At 60.3% G+C, this 16,787-nt stretch carries 14 protein-coding genes; all 14 read right to left on the bottom strand.

Going from position 1 to position 16,787, the window contains the following annotated elements:
* Positions 1-24: 24 nt before the first annotated feature.
* Entirely contained in the window at positions 25-657 is a 633-nt protein-coding gene (locus I6E58_RS05920; RefSeq protein WP_197131381.1) for a hypothetical protein, read from the bottom strand.
* Entirely contained in the window at positions 650-1,135 is a 486-nt protein-coding gene (locus tag I6E58_RS05915; RefSeq protein ID WP_197131378.1) for a hypothetical protein, read from the bottom strand. Before I6E58_RS05915 ends, I6E58_RS05920 begins: the two co-directional genes overlap by 8 nt.
* Before the next feature lie 38 nt (positions 1,136-1,173).
* Positions 1,174-2,802 carry a hypothetical protein gene (locus I6E58_RS05910; protein ID WP_197131375.1) on the bottom strand — a complete coding sequence of 543 codons (1,629 nt, stop codon included), beginning with the start codon at positions 2,800-2,802 and terminating at the stop codon, positions 1,174-1,176.
* Positions 2,802-3,188, bottom strand: coding sequence for a hypothetical protein (locus I6E58_RS05905; RefSeq protein WP_197131372.1), 387 nt, complete (start codon positions 3,186-3,188; stop codon positions 2,802-2,804). The genes I6E58_RS05910 and I6E58_RS05905 overlap by 1 nt, the downstream gene beginning before the upstream one ends.
* A 158-nt stretch (positions 3,189-3,346) precedes the next feature.
* On the bottom strand, positions 3,347-3,634 hold the full coding sequence (locus I6E58_RS05900) for a WXG100 family type VII secretion target (protein ID WP_231595151.1): 288 nt from the start codon (positions 3,632-3,634) through the stop codon (positions 3,347-3,349).
* Between the two features lie 114 nt (positions 3,635-3,748).
* Entirely contained in the window at positions 3,749-4,321 is a 573-nt protein-coding gene (locus tag I6E58_RS05895) for a hypothetical protein (protein WP_197131370.1), read from the bottom strand.
* Positions 4,318-4,989 carry a hypothetical protein gene (locus tag I6E58_RS05890; RefSeq protein WP_197131368.1) on the bottom strand — a complete coding sequence of 224 codons (672 nt, stop codon included), beginning with the start codon at positions 4,987-4,989 and terminating at the stop codon, positions 4,318-4,320. The genes I6E58_RS05895 and I6E58_RS05890 overlap by 4 nt, the downstream gene beginning before the upstream one ends.
* Positions 4,990-5,138: 149 nt before the next feature.
* Positions 5,139-5,852, bottom strand: a complete 714-nt coding sequence (locus I6E58_RS05885) for a hypothetical protein (protein ID WP_197131366.1) — start codon at positions 5,850-5,852, stop codon at positions 5,139-5,141.
* 93 nt (positions 5,853-5,945) lie between these two features.
* Positions 5,946-6,713, bottom strand: coding sequence for a hypothetical protein (locus I6E58_RS05880; RefSeq protein ID WP_197131364.1), 768 nt, complete (start codon positions 6,711-6,713; stop codon positions 5,946-5,948).
* A gap of 209 nt (positions 6,714-6,922) precedes the next feature.
* Positions 6,923-8,161, bottom strand: coding sequence for a DUF2104 family protein (locus I6E58_RS05875; RefSeq protein WP_197131362.1), 1,239 nt, complete (start codon positions 8,159-8,161; stop codon positions 6,923-6,925).
* Entirely contained in the window at positions 8,161-8,502 is a 342-nt protein-coding gene (locus tag I6E58_RS05870; protein WP_129071854.1) for a hypothetical protein, read from the bottom strand. Before I6E58_RS05870 ends, I6E58_RS05875 begins: the two co-directional genes overlap by 1 nt.
* An 83-nt stretch (positions 8,503-8,585) precedes the next feature.
* The gene (locus I6E58_RS05865) at positions 8,586-13,070 is read right to left on the bottom strand and encodes an FtsK/SpoIIIE domain-containing protein (RefSeq protein WP_197131361.1); all 4,485 of its coding nucleotides are present in this window, start codon (positions 13,068-13,070) and stop codon (positions 8,586-8,588) included.
* Complete coding sequence (locus I6E58_RS14450) at positions 13,067-15,349, bottom strand: transglutaminase family protein (protein ID WP_197131359.1); 2,283 nt, start codon at positions 15,347-15,349, stop codon at positions 13,067-13,069. Before I6E58_RS14450 ends, I6E58_RS05865 begins: the two co-directional genes overlap by 4 nt.
* Positions 15,350-15,405: 56 nt before the next feature.
* Positions 15,406-16,776: a DUF58 domain-containing protein gene (locus I6E58_RS05855; RefSeq protein ID WP_197131357.1), complete on the bottom strand. Its 1,371-nt coding sequence runs from the start codon at positions 16,774-16,776 to the stop codon at positions 15,406-15,408.
* Between the last annotated feature and the right edge of the window lie 11 nt (positions 16,777-16,787).

The raw sequence follows: 16,787 nt of genomic DNA, 5'->3' as shown, positions 1-16,787 counted from the left end.
GTCAGCTACCGGCTGATCTTCAGATCACTCCCAATGCGAGGCCCGCACGATGGAGTCGAAGAAGTTGAGCATGACCTGTTCAAGGTCGACGAATACAGTAGAGAAGACGACGAGAATAACGCGCTTCGTCTCAGGAATCGTCAGCCAGTACTGGGCCACGAGCGTCGGAAGAGCATCGCCAGCGTCTTCTTCGACTGCGGCGGCGACCTGTCGAAGGTGGTGCGTACGGAGCACCTCTGAGTTTGGCGTTGCGAAACGCGCCACCGTCTCGGGGTGCAGGTCGGGCATTGCCGCGAGCCCCGCTTGCAGCACGCGCATCACTTCGGCCGGTGCCGTTCCGACGGCGGGTGTCATGCCGAGCGGCGGAAGGTACACCGTGAACGATGCCGAGAACGGCACGCCTTCGATCACATCGAGTGCAATCGTCATCGACTGGCCGTCGCCCTCAATCGCGGCCGCGAGACCATCGAAGAGCTGACGCCGCATGCTGTCTCTCAACTGCGCGTGTTCTTCTGCTCTCCCTACTCGCGCGTCGATGAGCCGTCGGATGGATGCCCGTGCCGACACTTCATCGTGCAGCGGCACTTGCCGCCACTCCCCCGGCAGGGCGAACTTCAACTCGGGTAAAGGCGTGTGGGGCAGCTGACGATCAACCATCGTTGGGTCCCGTCCACTCGCCGTAGCGAGCCTCGAGCGTCGATGCCGACACCAATAGACTCTCGAGCGGCTCTCTGACGCCACGCAAGTCAAGCTCGCTGATCACAGACCCCAGCTCGACTCCGTCGCCCGCCGCCTCCGATGCGTTCGACGGCATCGGGCCTTCCGCAACGATCAGTGCGACAACGGCGGGCTGAAACGACAACGATTGCCACACGGCCTCGAGCGCTTGGTCAACGACGTGAGATAGACCCTCGTCGGTCAACTCCACGACATATATTTTGACCGAGTACGCCTGCTTGGGGCCATCGTAGTAGGTGCCGCCAATGACACCATCTATTGTCGGCACCGCCTCCATCAGCGCAGTGCGCACATCATCGTCTTGCTCTTCGTCCGACGGTCCTGTGTAAATCAACCCACAGGCCGTAAGCAGCACTACCGTCAGGACGGTGACGAGAGCGGCAGCGCTCAGGCGCATACGCCTCGCGACACCACTTTTCCGCTGATGAACCGTCATCACTCCGACCCCTCGTAGATAAAAACGCGCTCGTATTCGGAGAAGAACATTGCCTGTTCTTGTTTCAGAGCCAACACCCGCGGGTCGCTGCTGCCGTCGACCATCGCATCGGCCGACCCCGTATAAGCCGAGGAGCTATGCGCAAACACGGGTTTTTCGGTGGCGGGGTCGATGGGAGCATCCGTGCTTACGGTCACCCAATGCGGTCGCTGGGTGCCTCCCGACCAAGGCGAGTCCAGCTTGGGAACAGGATCGCCCTTGTGCTGCACCGATATAACGGAAACGCTCTCGGGAATATCCATCAAGTCGATGGGAGAACCTGACGTGAAAACGGCTTGAATGTTGAACGGGCTCAACGGGTCTGCTGCCATTTTTCCTGCCAGGATGCCGCCCTGGCTCCACCCGCTCAGCATTACCGGATCGCCCGGAAGCACACCCGCGTCCATCATCGCCTGAGTTACCGCGCGCTCGTAGGCCGCTTGCTGGCTCGGAGCGAGCATCAAGGAGAGATTCGAATCGAGATCATTCATCGCGCCTTGATCACCTTGAGGCTTCCATGCCCCCTCAAAAACGCCATTCGCTTCCTGCCAGTCCTGGGTGCTCGGCAGCAGAACGCGCCACCCGAGACGGTTTCCGTGCTCGTCGAGGACCTCGACGACTTCGACAAATGTAGAGCCCGCCTTCCCCTTGGTGTCCAACTCTGCGTTGCGCGTCATGAGATCTTCATAGTCGCGCGCTGGCTGCTGATCCTGCGGCGGTAGCCGCACCATCGCTGGCGTGGGGCGACGCTCCTCGTTGGAGAGGCGGATCGCTAACAATGCAGAGAGTCCGGCTGCGTGAGCCAGCACAACTCCCGGCAGCAGCGCCTGCAGCAGCATCTTTTCGGGTGGAAGGTTGGACATGATCTCCCAGAACAGGGAGACAACGGTATTCACCCAGATCGTGAGCTCCACCACTGCTATGACGAGCGCCTGCAGCGGCTCAAGCACCCCGGCCAGAACGTCGGTCAGCCACTGACCGAGAAGGCTCTCGCCTCCTGGGAGCGATTCGACCCACGAGTTCACTTGATCGCGCAGCGTGTCATTCATCGCTTCGAGCGCGGGCTCAATCGCCGCGATCGCTAACCGGGCAGCTTCGTCACGATAGTTAACCGCACGTTCGTAGGCTGCGCGAGCATCCGCCACGCTAGCGTGCAGCTCGTCCACATGGCTCTGAGCCTGACGTAACTGCGCCGAGACTTGCTCGAACTCCGTGCCGGTTTGAGGTCCGTAGAGTCGATTCGACAGATCTGAGCGGAGATTTTCGTAATACGGAAGGTCAGCCGCGGCAGCGTCGGCTCGTTCGATGGCGCTGCTAGCGGAATCTTGCGCATCGCGCAGGCTTACCGCGTAGACCGAGATCGCTTGCGCGGTCGCACCATAACGTGGCTGAGCTCTGGCAAGTCGCGCTGCAGCGCTCGACGAACGTTCGGACAGTGCCGTCACGGCCTCGCCAACGCCAGCGACATCCGAAGCGAAGTTGTTGAGCCTCAGGGTGGTGTCTGTGATCGCGTCGGCGATGGTCAAGTACCGCTTCCCATACGAGGCGAGAGCGGTCGGGTCACCCGGGAGGGCGCGAAGAGAAGACATCAGACGCCTCCATTGCGTGAGGCAGTCAGGAGTGGAGGTGCCGGAGTCGGAATGGGCGTGGGCAGCGGCTCTGAACGATAGGCACGCAGCGTCGCCGGCGACCGATACGACTCGACTGTCTCGGCCAACGACTGGTCAAGCTCTTTCATCGTGTCGTGCACGCTGCGAACGGCGTCTGCGATCTGGCTGAGTTCCGTGATGAGTTCTGCGCGGCGCAGGTTCCACTGCGACCCAAAATCTTTTACCGTGCCGGCCAAACCATCATGGCCACACAGATCCGCGACCGCTTCGCTGAACGCTTCCGCCAGACCGAACTCTGTCTGTACCGTGGCCATCGTCGACTGCAGTTCGGTCAACTTGGCAAAGTCGATCTCGAGATCCGCCATGGCATTCCTTTCCTTTGCAGTCCCTAAGCCAGGTGTTGCTCACGCACTCATGCATGAATGGATGCATGAATCCAATCGAACGTCTCAGCAGGAGGCGATAAGAGGGCCGCAACGGAACAACCGTTGCGGCCTCACATCTCAGAGCGCCTCGTGAAGCACTATCCGCGGATTGCGTTTCCCAGCTCGGTGTCGACCTGCGAAAGCTGGTCAGCGGCGGTGGTAAGGAACGTGCTCATGCCGTCTAGACCAGTGACCGCCTGAGTGGTTCCCTGCGTGAAAGTTTCGTACGAGACTTGAAATGCTCCAGAAGCAGAGTCAGTGACGAAGCCGCTCTCTACGAGACCGTTGACGAGAGTCTGAAGCTCAGTCAGCTTCGTGATGAGCTCATCTTTTCCGGAGATCAGACGACCCGCAGCATCCGTCATTTCTGAATAAGTTACGTTCATGTTCGCCATAGCTACTCCTCAGTTCACGTGTGTGGTGGGCCAGTTGACCTCAACCCCATTTAGACAGTACTGACTGCCTCCAAAATTGCACATGGGTAGAACTCCCCACCGTGACTATTCTTCAGAAACAGTAGCAGCGAGCTCGGAGAAATTCTCGCGAAAACGTTCAAATCCGACCAAGTCTGTCGTCGCATTTCGCAGCACAAAGAACCCGCCATCGACTTCGAACGCGTACGTAGCCCGCAATGTGATGATGTGAGAGGCTTCTTCGTCGAACGGCGCGTGACGCACGCCGAGCACACCCCGCAGTCCCGAGGTCGTCACAATCTCGGTGAGCGTGGGTTCGCGAATGGCATCGGGGTCGCGGCTTCCCGCTATCTCCTCAACAGGAGCGTCGCCTACTGCGGACCGTGGGATCATCTCCCCCTCGACGTAGTGAACGGGGCCGTTGAAGGACTCCAAGAAGATGTAGCTGGCTTGCACTCCGCGCGCGGCAGTATCGGTTGCAATCAGAGAAAGCGCGCCGACCAAGGCTTCCGATTCGTCTCGTGAGAGTTTTACTCGCGCGATCTCTACGACCTCATCGACCAAAGCCTGTGCCCACACCTGAGGCGTGCTGTATTCCTCAAGCGGCCCGAAGGGAGGCACGCCGATCCAATCGTCGGGGTATCGGACGAAAACGCTCATTCGGTGGGCTCCTTCGGTGAGAACGAGACACTCGACATCAGAGCGTCACAGAGAAACTCGAGGGCTTCGACGATCTCAGCGGAGTCGGAAGTTCCCGGGACAAAGAGACTCGCAGTGAAGGTTATCCACGGCTGCCCAGGTGAAGTAGGGCTGACGATGTAGTTGACTAACCGGGTTGCGGGAGCAGTGAGCTCGCCCGTCTCGTCGTATTGCGCGAGGCGATCGGCTACCACGCGTACCGCCAAGACCCCACCTACCGTGACAGCACGGGATCCCGCGGAAGCCGCCGACAGCGATAGCAGCGTGTCGTGCGTTGTCGCGCCGGCAGCCGGCTGTTTCGGCAGCGGAGCAACCGCCACAGACGCAGGGATATGGATGCCCGCAGTCTCGCTAATCGGCAACCACACTTCCCACACGCCCGAGTCTTGAGACTTTGCCACAAGATTTTGCAGCATCGCCCTCAGTCGCGCACGTGCGATGTCACGTTTATCGGGCGTGACGGTCTTCATGACGTGAGTCACGATGCTCTTCACCTCGTCAGAGGCGCGCGCATCCATGTGCAGCACGACCCACCCCGGAGGCATAAGCATTGCGATTCCCGGTGCAACCGATGGAGGCGGAGCGTTCGTGGTGGCTCCCTCGTCAGCTGATGGCGTGAGTTCTGTCATCGCGTTACGTTCCATTCCGGAGTGCCACCTAATTTGTGAATTCGGATGCTTATTGTCGCGATCGCCGCAATGGTTCCTGCGGCTAGCGCCACCCACAGGTACTCGAGCGCGTAAATATCGTTATCGCGCGAAACGACACTTAGTGAGCATTACACCGAGATTACCGTCATTGCCATAGCGTGCCTACGAACCCACCATGGTGAAGTGAAACCTCGGATGAGCGACACGCGACCGCGACCCGGAACAGGCACCCACCACCGTGCTGGCTTCCAACAAATCACCATCGCTATAGCCACGATTAGCGCCCAGGCGACCGCGAACCAGACCGGCAAAGAATTTTGCGAAAGGGCGGAGACCACGCATGCGCTGTCTACTTTGCACCGTTCGATTTCCCCGTCGGACCATGTGGCGAGCGCAACGGCGTTGGCCGCGAGCGGCACTCCAGTGAGCAACACGAAAAAACCGAAGCTCGAAGCGACAAGGATCCAGCCCACGACAAGAGCGATTCGTTGATCGCCCACAGTGCGTAATGATTCGTTGCGCTGTGCTGGAGTTACGGCATCCGCAGGTGGCGGTGCAACGATCCCTCCGACGATGATCACGGAGATGAGAAGAAACCACAGCGCCCCTGTCCACACCGGCACGCCGTCACGCGCGATCGTTTCCGCGACACAGCCGAAATCTCCCGCGCATTCCGCGATGCGTTTAGTCGGCCAGAGGAGTGAGACGTACAAGGCTCGCGCCACGCTCCCGATGCCAACGACTACGGCGAGAATCGACACGAAAGTCACAAACTTGTTGAAGAAACGCAATTCCTTCGGAATTCGTCGTTGAGAAGCCCCTCGTGCCCGAGCGTTCACCATATGCACCTCCGCCCGTGACGAGGCAATGCGCCCCGGAACGGCATTTGGAGGCTGGATGCTGCGCCAGTACCATCGCTCACGCTCCCAGTTTTTTCAGCCCTCATTGGTGCCATCTTTCTTTCGAGGATGCAATTCGCGTTGTTTGGCGCGCCATTCGGGGCTAAAAGCTGCTGCAGGGGAACTTGCGGTGAGAAAGAAGGACTCCTTTATATGCAAAGGAACCGTGCCGACCAATTTGCGATGCCGATAGTTTGCGACAACAGCTACCGTCGCCGCGGCAAGGGTCGCCCACAAATACTCTGGCGCATACACATCGTTTCCGCGCTGATGAACTCCCAAGGACAGCGCGGCACAGATGAAAGCAGCTACGACAGCATGCCCGCCGATCCACAGCGGTCTCGTGTCAACACGGACCGTAAGCCCACGTCGCGGCTGCGCGTCCGGCATCCACCACCGAGACGGGTGCCAACACACCGCCAACGCCGCCGCAATGACAACGATCCAGGCAAACGCAATCCACACCGGCAGCACGTTTTCAGGGATGGCCGAGACGACGCAGAGCCGGTCGTCTGAGCACTGCGAGATTCGGTTCTTCGACCAGGTCGCAAGGGCAACACCTCCAGCACCCAAGGGGACGAGCACAAGAGTCAACATAAAAACAAGCGACGAGATGAACAATGCCCAGCCCGCAACATGACCGATGCGCTGTCCCTGCGCGGTGCGCTGACCCACCAGACTCTTCTGAATACGAGCCACGGATCCTTGGGGCCCCGGCATTCGTGCGCTCGCCACCACAACCAGTACGAGGAACAGAACCCAGAATCCTCCGAGCCACAACGGCCAGGCCTGGGACAGACTCACTCCCAAGACGCACGCTACTTCGCCTGCGCATTCGGCAAAACCCTCAGTGGGCCAGACCGAGGAGCTGCGGACCACCCCAGCCAGCAAAGCAAGCACTCCTATTGCGGTTGCGGTCCCCGCAACCGCAAGAAATATATTGAGCCCGCGAAGGGAACCGAGCCCGTTGCGCTCTCGATTGTTTGTAGATCCTGCTGTTTTCTTCCTACCCGTCATGAAACGTCTCCGATCGCGTTCCCGAGGCGTTGCGGAATACCGAATACTTGGCCGGCTGTACCGATCAAAGTAAATACACCGGACACCTTACTCAGGTGAAAAAGGCCACTTGCCGCACCGGTGGCGTTAGCCCCGGAGAGCAATTGAATATTCGCCATCGATTGAATCTTCACGACCTCGCGGAAATCTCCCCCAGCGTTTAGTAGGCGCATTCCCCAAGTGAGACCCTTGACGTGACTGACGTTCGCAATGGAATCGACATAATCCAGCGCTCGAGACTGAGTCATACCTTTTATGCCGCTTCCTGCGTAACTCGTACGGTAGGCCGTGCCCACCGTAGCCTGAGTCGATGTCATCGTTTTCGCTGCCAATTTGCCAACGACGCCTGCACCAACGAAAGTAAGCGCTGCGAAAGCAATGTTCATAATCGATTCCGCCGGCGACATCGTCCCTGCAAGACCTTGCAAGGCGGCGTTGAGAGCCTGGACTCCAGCGGCAATGAGGAGAAATGTCCCCACGATCACGTTGAGGCCAGGAATGGCGATCGCGACAATCATTGCGATCGTGGCCACCCAGCCGATAATGTTCACAATCAAATCGATTGTGTCCTTATTCTCTTCAATGAACTGAACGGTGTTGTCCCGAAACGAGTCGTTCAGGCCGCTGCTCTCCTCAACGTCATGGATGGAGGATGACGCGGCAGAGGCAGCAGAATCTCGGTGCTCGATCGCGTTTTGGAGTCTCGCAATCGCATCCTCAAGTGCACCATCGTGCAATTGGAGTTCCGCATATACTTCGGTCCGGCGCCGTTCGTAGTACGACTCGAGCTCCGGTGACAAATCGGGCTCACGAAGCCGAGCTTCATAAAACTCAGCGTCTTCCACGGATGCGTTTGTCGCCGATCGCGCAACTACGGCAGCATCCAGAGCATCAACCGACCAGGTTTGGGCCTCGCTCAGCGGTACCGCATAAATACTCAGCGCCGCCGCTACTCCCTCGTACCGCGTCTGAGCTTTATCGAGCCTCGCCGCAACTTCCTCGGCCTGCTCCATGATGGCAGCGACCGCCTCGCTAACGCACTCGTCCGCGCCTGCGATGCCGCGAAGGTTGGTTGCCGCATTCTCGAGGGTGGTAGCGATCGTCGAATAATCCGTCGCGGCCGAACTCACCACTGTTGGATCGCCCGGAACCGGGTCGTGATCGAAGCCGACAGGTGCCCAATCAGACGGCCGCATCACACCATCCCCCGGTTGACCCGAGCCGCACCGCTGCTCGCGGAACTAGGCTGCGGATCGGTAAGAGCATTGCCCAGTTCACAGTCGGCCGATTCAAAGCCATCTGCTACCTCGATCATGTTGTCCCGAATGGTGGCGAGCTGCTCGACCAGCTCACTACGGCGGAAGTCCCAGTTGTTCACAAAACCACGCACCTTATTGGCGAGACCGGCGTGCCCGACGGCCGCGGCGACGTCATCGATGTCTCGTGCCGCACCCTCAAAAGTGTCTCTCACGCGCTCGACCTGAGAGGCGGTCGTCCGAAGCAGATCAGTGTCGACGATGAGCTGGTCGGCTGCCATAATGAGGTCCTTTCGTAAGCGTTACTGCGACCATACTTGAGTCAATCCCACTAAAGCGATGGGTAGCGCTCCCCATCGTGCGGTCACAGCAGGGGCAGCTGCACCCGAGAGACTTTGCCGCGAGCAATGAACATTCCCCGGCCAGCAGGAAACTCGCTGCGGCTACCGCGCGGAAGCGGAGTCTTGAGCAGAATGTCGCCCTCGATTGAGTCGGGCTGCAACAGCAGACCCCGTCTCGCGTTCTTGATTTCGGCGAACAACGGCCACGATGCATTCCACGACGTTGTCTCTGCCTCGGCGACGAGCAGGTGCTCGCTGCGCTTCACCGCCTTAACTAACTCGACGATCGCAGCATCAGCGGGAGTCTGCAAGAAGTCAGAAATGTTCTCGATGAAGACAGAAATTTTGCCCTCTGTTTCTGGATCACTCACTGCAGCAGAAAGGTCCTTCGCGAGAGCCGCGACCTGTTCCACCGTCGTCGCCGCGCTCGTCCACTCGAGCGCTCCGGCCAGCCCCGAGCGAGCGTTACCGAGATAATAGCGCCGCGCAGAAGTGTCGTAGCGAGCGACCGAGCGGGCAAGCCACTGAAGCGCATTGCTTCGACCGCTTGCGGGCGGACCAGATATCAGAAGCGTTCCCGCCGGTTCCAAACCGACGGCTTCTAGGGCTTCATCGCTCACACCGAGGGTGATCTTGGTGTCGACACGATCCGGCAACGCCGATTCGGAGTATTCCTTGGGCAACGCTCGAATCGGATCTACTGGGGTCACTCCCGCGCGCAGCATTGACTGCGCCAGCTTCTCGGCGGCGGCTGACTGTGCGGTCATCGAAACGGACCCGCCGAGAACGGCGACTTGCGTCTCTCGTCCATCGACAATCGCGCGCCCCGGCGGCGACGAAGGGCTCAAGATGTCGCTCGGCGCATCGAGCATGCTGTAGCCGGTGTCATCGGCCAATCGCAGAATAACGCGACGTTGGATGCTCGCCCCCACCGACGACGGAACAGCACCGGGGCGATCAGCAGTGAACGCCACGTGGATGCCCAACTGGCGCCCATCGCTGAGAATGTCCTTGAACACGTCGTACCAGACCGACCGGCCGCTAGCCACTTCCCAGTCTTCACGGAACGACGGGAAGCCGTCGATCAGCAATAGCACTCGCCGTTCTGCTGGAGAGTTGGCCAAAGTGCGGTAGTCGGTGATGCTCGAGGCATTTGCCGCGGCGAAGCGGGGCGCTCGTGACTCTAGTTGAGCTTTCAGATAGCGGAACAGGCGAATGACGCGTTCAGAATCGTCCCCGCTGATGATCGAGCCAACGTGCGGCAGCGATTCCAACATCCGCAGACTGCCCGTGCCGAAATCGAGCCCGTAGACCTCCATAGGGCCACCGCGAGGAGTGATCGCGGCAGCGTTCGCCAGTGTGCGCAGCGCCGTACTCTTTCCGGAACCACCAGTACCGTAGATGGCGATGTGACCATCGACATCCGGTAAGAAGTAGACCGGTAATTGCTCTTGTTGCGTAGGGAGATCGGAAACGCCGATCAGTAACTCACGGTCAGTTCGTTGGCGAAGCAATGACAAGTCGTAGACAGAAGAAATTTCATCGAGCCATGGGCGTCGTGGGGCCGGAATGCCCGCTGAGGATGCCGCGGTGACAATCGATGACACCAGCCGTTGTTGGTCAGTGGGGCCAAGGTCCCGCGATTCCTCAACGGCATCAACTCGTGGTTCCTCCCAGGGAACGTCCCCACCGAAACGCAACTCGGCAACCTCCACGCTCGGTCGTTCGGGATCCCGTGATGTCCAGCCGCCCGCATACCCGGATTGAAACTGCTGCAAACGCCCCGGGCCCGTCTTCGCGATACCGCGACCAGGAATAGAGGGGTCAAAGTGCGCGGCCGATTTTGTACCGATGACATCGCTGCTGTCAGACTCATCCGCCATGCGTAACGCCACTCGAAGATTGGTGTTCGCGCGCAGGTTGTCTTTAATCACACCGGCAGGGCGCTGTGTTGCCATGATGAGATGGATGCCCAACGAACGCCCGCGCTGAGCGATGTCGACGACGCCATCCACAAATTCCGGCACCTCCCCCACGAGCGCCGCGAATTCGTCGATGACCAAAACCAGAGCGGGTGGGCTCTCCGGGTCACCGCGCTTCTCCAGTTCAAGAAGGTCTTTCGCTTTTTTGCGAACCAGCAGGTGTTCCCGGAAGTGGAGCTCAGCCCGCAAGCTTGTGAGGGCACGACGAACGAGATGCGGGCTCAGGTCGGTAACCAAACCAACACAGTGCGGCAGGCTGACGCAATCGGCGAACGCCGCGCCACCTTTGTAGTCGATAAAGAGGAACGACACCCGATCAGGACTGTACTCGGCAGCCATGCCCAGCACCCATGCCTGCAAAAACTCACTCTTGCCGGAACCCGTGGTTCCGCCCACCAGAGCGTGCGGACCCTGCGTACGCAAATCAAGGTGCATAGCATCGATGCCGGCGCTACCTACCGTTGCCCGCAGCTTTCCCGAGCGGCGTTTGCTCGGGCGTGCGCCGGGAGTCCGGTCGTGGATGGACTCGTTCTGGCGCCAGCGGTCGACAACAGCGTCGCTTGCCTCGACAAGCTCGTGGCCGAGCACCGTCACGAGCGAGATCGACCGCGGTAGGTCGCTGTCATCCACCACGACGGCTCCAGCATCAATCACGGGCGATAGGCGACGCGCGAACTCCAATGCCTGGTCCGCACCAACGTGTTCTACCTCAACGTCGGTTATTGCCTCTCCCAATCGCACTAAGCCCGCGGTCGCTAAGGGCGCGTCAGCGGTCACACTCATGTAGGTTCGGCAGACCGCAGGCAACTCGTCGAGCGTCGGCGCGAACCACAGGGGGAAGACGCCCGCATCAGCACCGCGTTCCGCGAGTTGAACAAGACGCGCTCGATCCACGGCTACATCGCTAGAGATCAGAACGACGATCGCGGGGATCGGAGACTTCGTGCCTTCCTCTGCTGAGTTCTCCCCGATCTCGGCGCCGCGTTCGAGAGCTGCTCGACGCTGAGCCATCGCCCCGCGACGGCTCGCCTTCGCATCCTTCAGACGTTGATCGACCACTGCCTCTAAGGCAGCGAGCAGCACCGCAGAACTCGACGAACTATCGGTGAGGTGGCTACCCTCCAGTGGGCTTTGCGGAGACGACGTGTGAGGCATCCACTTCAGCCACCCCAACTCGCGCGACCACTGCGGTGTCACTAAGGAAGCAACGACCAGCTCGGCTGGCGAGTGCAATGCAGTGAGTTGGACCACGAGTCCGTTGACGACACTCGCCGTGACAGCTGGGTCACCAGCGATACCAAGCGCGCCCGAATCGAAGAGGTTATCGACGATTGGCACCCCAGAAACTCGCTCGTTATCGGAGATCACAACGTCGAGCCGTTCTTGAAACTCAGGCAGGAGGTCGCCGCGAGAGGAAGATTCGACGACGTTTCGTGACTTCATTGTGCCGACGCCCAAGCGGATGTTGAGGAAGGACCAGTGCTCGGCTCGCCGCGTCCACATGAGCGGACCGCGCCGCAGCGCTTGATCAAGAGTCTCCGACGTCGCCGGAGACTCTGCAAGCCGCGCCGTTCGCTCAACTACGCGCTCGGCCGCCAGTTGTTCGGAGAGAGTTGCCAAGTGGATGTCGAACTTCGCGATTGCCTTTTTCAAGCTCCGTTTATTCTTCGACTTGTTCATGAAGTAGTTACCGATCAGCATCATCGGCGACATGAGAACGAAAAGGAGCGCTGCCGGACGGTCGAAAATCAGCCACATGCTCACACCGAGCAACACCGGCGCCACCATGGCTAACCACGGGAAGGTGCTGTCTTCTTTCTCGGCCGGCACTTCGGGAGCAGTGAAAGTGCGGCCCGGGTACCGCGTCTCGACTCGCGGCGAACGATTGAACATGACCGGCCCCGGTCGCTGAACAAGCCCTCGCGACGCAACAGATTCCGCCACGTCAATGCGCAGTTCGGAATCTCCTACCAGGATGCTCTCCGACTGCGTGACGAGCAACCGTGGCACCAGCCCACCATCAACGACTACGCCGTTGGCTGATCCAAGGTCAACCACCTCAACGACGTCAGATATTTCTAGCCTCACATGGCGCTTGGAAACCAGCGGGTCGCTGAGAACCACGTCGCACGAGGAATCTCGGCCGAGGGTCACGGACCCTGCACGCAGCGGAAACTCTCTGCCGGCGTCTGGCCCGCTCATCACCCGAATGGTTGCCACCTGAGGGGAATTCCCCGACCCCTTTGCCGCGAAGTAAACACCGGCATCAGAGAGCTCGACTTTCGCCCCGGAACCCACCCAGGCTTCACCGATTGCGGCGTCAGGATGCAGCACGAGCCACTCATCTTGGCCGGGTAGGGCTGCACGAAGAGTAAGCGGGCGGTTGTCAGCTGCCACACCGGCCCGCAGCGGATCGACGCGCGCGATCGTTGTGGCGATATCCGCAACGGTGGCGGCGGCGTCGGTCGTCACGACGATGTCGTCGTCGAGGTGCGATGCCCTCGTGAGAGTGAGTTTCAGCTTCATGAGTCTTCTCTCTTCGATGAGACTTTCGCAGCCCAATCTCGGGCTGACCGGATGCGATAACGACTGGCAATTCTTTGACGCACAGTGAGTCGAGACTTGCCGTCATCGATCGCAGCTCGCGCGGCCGACCATGCTTCGTCACTGCGTTCCGCTGAGATCTCTCGGCCGGAGAACACTGCGTCGTCAGTGGAGACGGCGATGGGGCGCAGAGTGGCCGGGCGCGCTTCTTCTGAGACGATTTGAGCGTCGATTCGCTCGGCGACCATCACTCGTGTGGCCTTTGGCGGGACGCTGTATCCCAGCTCTGAGTACTGGTCGACGAGCTCTTCCCACGCGCCCGCGATTTGATCATGGGCAGCAGCAGCCTCGCGACGACGACGCGCCCGGCGTGCCTTGTAAATCCCGATAATCAGCAACGGAACGAGCAGGATGACTGCGGGAATCAGCAGGCTGAGCCCGACCACGTACGCCCAACCGGGAATCGCAAACGCCCGACCTTCGTCTTCTTCGTCGCTCTCCTCAAGTTCGACCGGCGTGAGCAGGTCTTCTGGCTCTGCCTCGGCTCGGGGAGGTTGGCGCACCTGCGGTTGAGGCTCGCTCTGTGGCTTGGGCGTCTGGTCTTGAGGGATGTCAGTCTCATCCGGGGTCGGATTGAACGCGACCCAGCCCACGTCGTCGAAGGCAACCTCGACCCAGGCGGTGACGTCGTCTCCCGTGACTTCGACAGTTTGGCCGTCAGCGATCTCCGGGGCGAAACCCATTACGACTCGAGCGGGATAGCCGAAGCTGCGTGCCATGAGGGCAAATGCTGACGCGTACTGCTCTTGATCTCCCACCATCTGGTTGCGTTCGAGAAGGTCGACAATGCGGTCGGCGCCGTGCCCGGCCCGAGAAGGTACGGTGTCGGAGGCGCGACCGTGACTCAAAAACCCTGTCGAGGTGAGCGCCAGCTGGATAGCCTGCAATTGTGCAGCGGGCGTGGTCGCGTTTGCTGCGTACTCTTGAGCCTTCGCGGTGACGATGTCGGGGCTTGCCGTGACCGGAGGCAGCTCGACTGCCGCCACCGCTACATCCGCGAGATCTTCCGCAGAAATGACTTGCTGCAGTATCGCGTCGATGGTGTACGTGTCGCCGTTATGAAGGCCCGCGGTGAGTACCGCTGTTCCCGTCGAATCGTTGTAGCGAAGCGTGTCACGAGCATCCAGCGCATCGCCCGCAGTGAAAACGAGATCTGTCGGATAGCCGATGCTGGGCATCCAGACATCGGCGTAGGTCTCCATGGTGAAGGTGACCCCGGTGCGACGCTCCGGCGTGATGAAGGATTGTTCCGGCAACGCGCGGCCCACAAGGCTAAAGGTGCCAGATCCTTCCGCACTCGATTCGGCCCCGGTGACGTTCCACAGCTTGCCGGTGAAGGTATCGAGCGTTGCTAGGCGTACCGTATCGCCCGGTTTCAAACCAGACACCGAGAACAACACATCGTCGGTCACCTGCTTGGTGTAATGCCGAAAACCCGACAGCGGGCTCGGGTACTGGAGCGGATCAAAGGGCGGCTCAATTTCATCCCGCAACACAAAACGCTGGTCTTGTGCTGGAGCAATCCACCAGCCCGCTCCCCCGCCGAGAAGCACCGCGGCGGCGAGTACGACGGCGGTGCCGGCGATTTTGCGCGAGCGCATCCGCTGTGCTCCAGCCTGCGCGACGTTGTCGCCTGCCCGACGCCACCCCAACCAGATCAGAGCGAGAACGGCGAAACCAACGCCGCGAACCCCTGCTTGGTAGGGATCGTCGGTGCCAATCAGGATGCTCGCGAGATAGATAGCCAGCGGTCCGAGAAGCACAACGCCATACCGCCACGCTGCTCGAGTGCTGCCGGGCAACCAACGGGTAGCAAGCGATGTCGACACCAGCGCGACTAGCCACGTGGCGAGGTAGGGCACCACCGTGATGTGCTGCGGTGCCTCAATCGGTGTGTTGAGCGTGACGATATCTGCCCAGCCGTAGACCGTTCCTACCGCTATTGTCGATAGCGCTTGAAGGCTGGGGAGCACGAAGAAAAGCGCCTGCTGCGGAACGGCGATGGCCGCGCCAAACACAAAGTAAGCGACCACGGCGATCGTGATTGTCATGACGATGTTGAGTCGCCAGAGGCTCGCAACGATTGCTGTCACCGCGCCAAGGATTAGTCCGCCCAATGCGGGAACAAGGAAGCTGTAACCCCCGAACGAAGGCTCGAATCCGAGGAGCCCGATGGCGACGAGAGCTAGCACGATGCTCACATCGGCCCACGTACGCGGGCTCAACTTTCTCAGCCCTGCGGGCTGCACTGGTGCGCTCAACCGCCCAACCCCCGCACGAGTCGCGAGAGATCGCTGAGATCACCAATGGTAATAACCGTCAATCCGGCGACCGCCGAAATTTTCGGTTCAGCACCGGCGACCACGTGAAAGGCGACCTGGCTCGTGTCTTGACCGAATAGCGACTGCACGCTGCGAAAATCGGCGGTGCTCATCTGTGACCCCGCCACGATCATGACTACGCTGGGGGCAGGCAAGCGACGAGTCTGTTCGCGCGCGAAACTGCGGACAGTTTCGGAGCGGTCAGCAACGGGGTCAATACGGCACGACGCATCCAACATCGACGTCACCGTTTGTGTTTTCCAGAGGCCAGTTTCGCTCACAACGTTCATTTGCGTACCGTCGCGAATTACCTGCGCGGCGATCGACGCCGTTACCGAAATCGCCAGTTCAAACTCCGCCTCCGACGCATACAAATCGCTGCGTGACGAATGGATGATGGTCAGCTGCGAACGTCGAGTCTCCTGAAATTGCCGCACCATCAGTTGACCGATGCGAGCCGACGTGCGCCAGTGAACATAACGGCGATCGTCGCCCGGAACATAGGGCCGCAGAGCGTGGAACGCGATGTCGTTGTTGGTGATCTTGTTCGATACCTGACCTTCGAGGTCTCGCACTAAGCCGGCGGCAGACGGGATCAAACGAACGGTGATCGGGTGAACGAACAGGTCCACCGCATCCGCCCACTTCAGAGCGCGGCGCAACAAGCCGATCTGATCTCCCCGCACTGACTCCGCGGGGCCAGCGACGATCACGGCGCGTTTGGCGGTGGGCACAGCAAACAGCTCTTCATGCTGCTCTTTGGGCTTCATAGCGGGCAGTTGAAACTCCGCGACGCCCTTTCCGACGGGCAGTTCCATGCGCGTCGGGGGTAGCGCTCTCGGCCCCACGTTAGTGACGAGCATTCGCCCGAGCGCCCGATCGCCGACAACAACACGGCGCGGATTGAGCTCGACCACCACACCGTACGAGGCGCGCCCGAAGAGGAAGGCGCTGCTCACCACCACTGCGGCGAACAACACGGTGGCGAGAAAAGTGAACTCTTGCCAGCCGAAGACGATGCTGAGAGTGAGGGCGACGGCGGCGAGCAACAACACCAACCAACCCAACGGAGTGATGACGCCGACGATCGGGCCGAAGATTCGCTTCAGCGCCCGAAATACCGGAGTGAGCAACCCCACCAAGCCGCGAAATACTCGACGAAGTGATTCTGATGTTCGTGCCACCGGGCCCGGACCGGAACCCTTAGTTGAGGGCCCTGGTGGGCGTGACTCCGCAGCCGGGCTCGGCACGGGTGCCGGCTCGGCTTCGGAGCGCTGTTCGGGAAGCACAGAAGAATCAGTAGTCATGAAAAACGCAG

The sequence above is a fragment of the Salinibacterium sp. SWN1162 genome, from assembly GCF_015864675.1.
Classification (GTDB): domain Bacteria; phylum Actinomycetota; class Actinomycetes; order Actinomycetales; family Microbacteriaceae; genus Rhodoglobus.
This window is presented reverse-complemented; position numbering and strand designations above follow the sequence as displayed.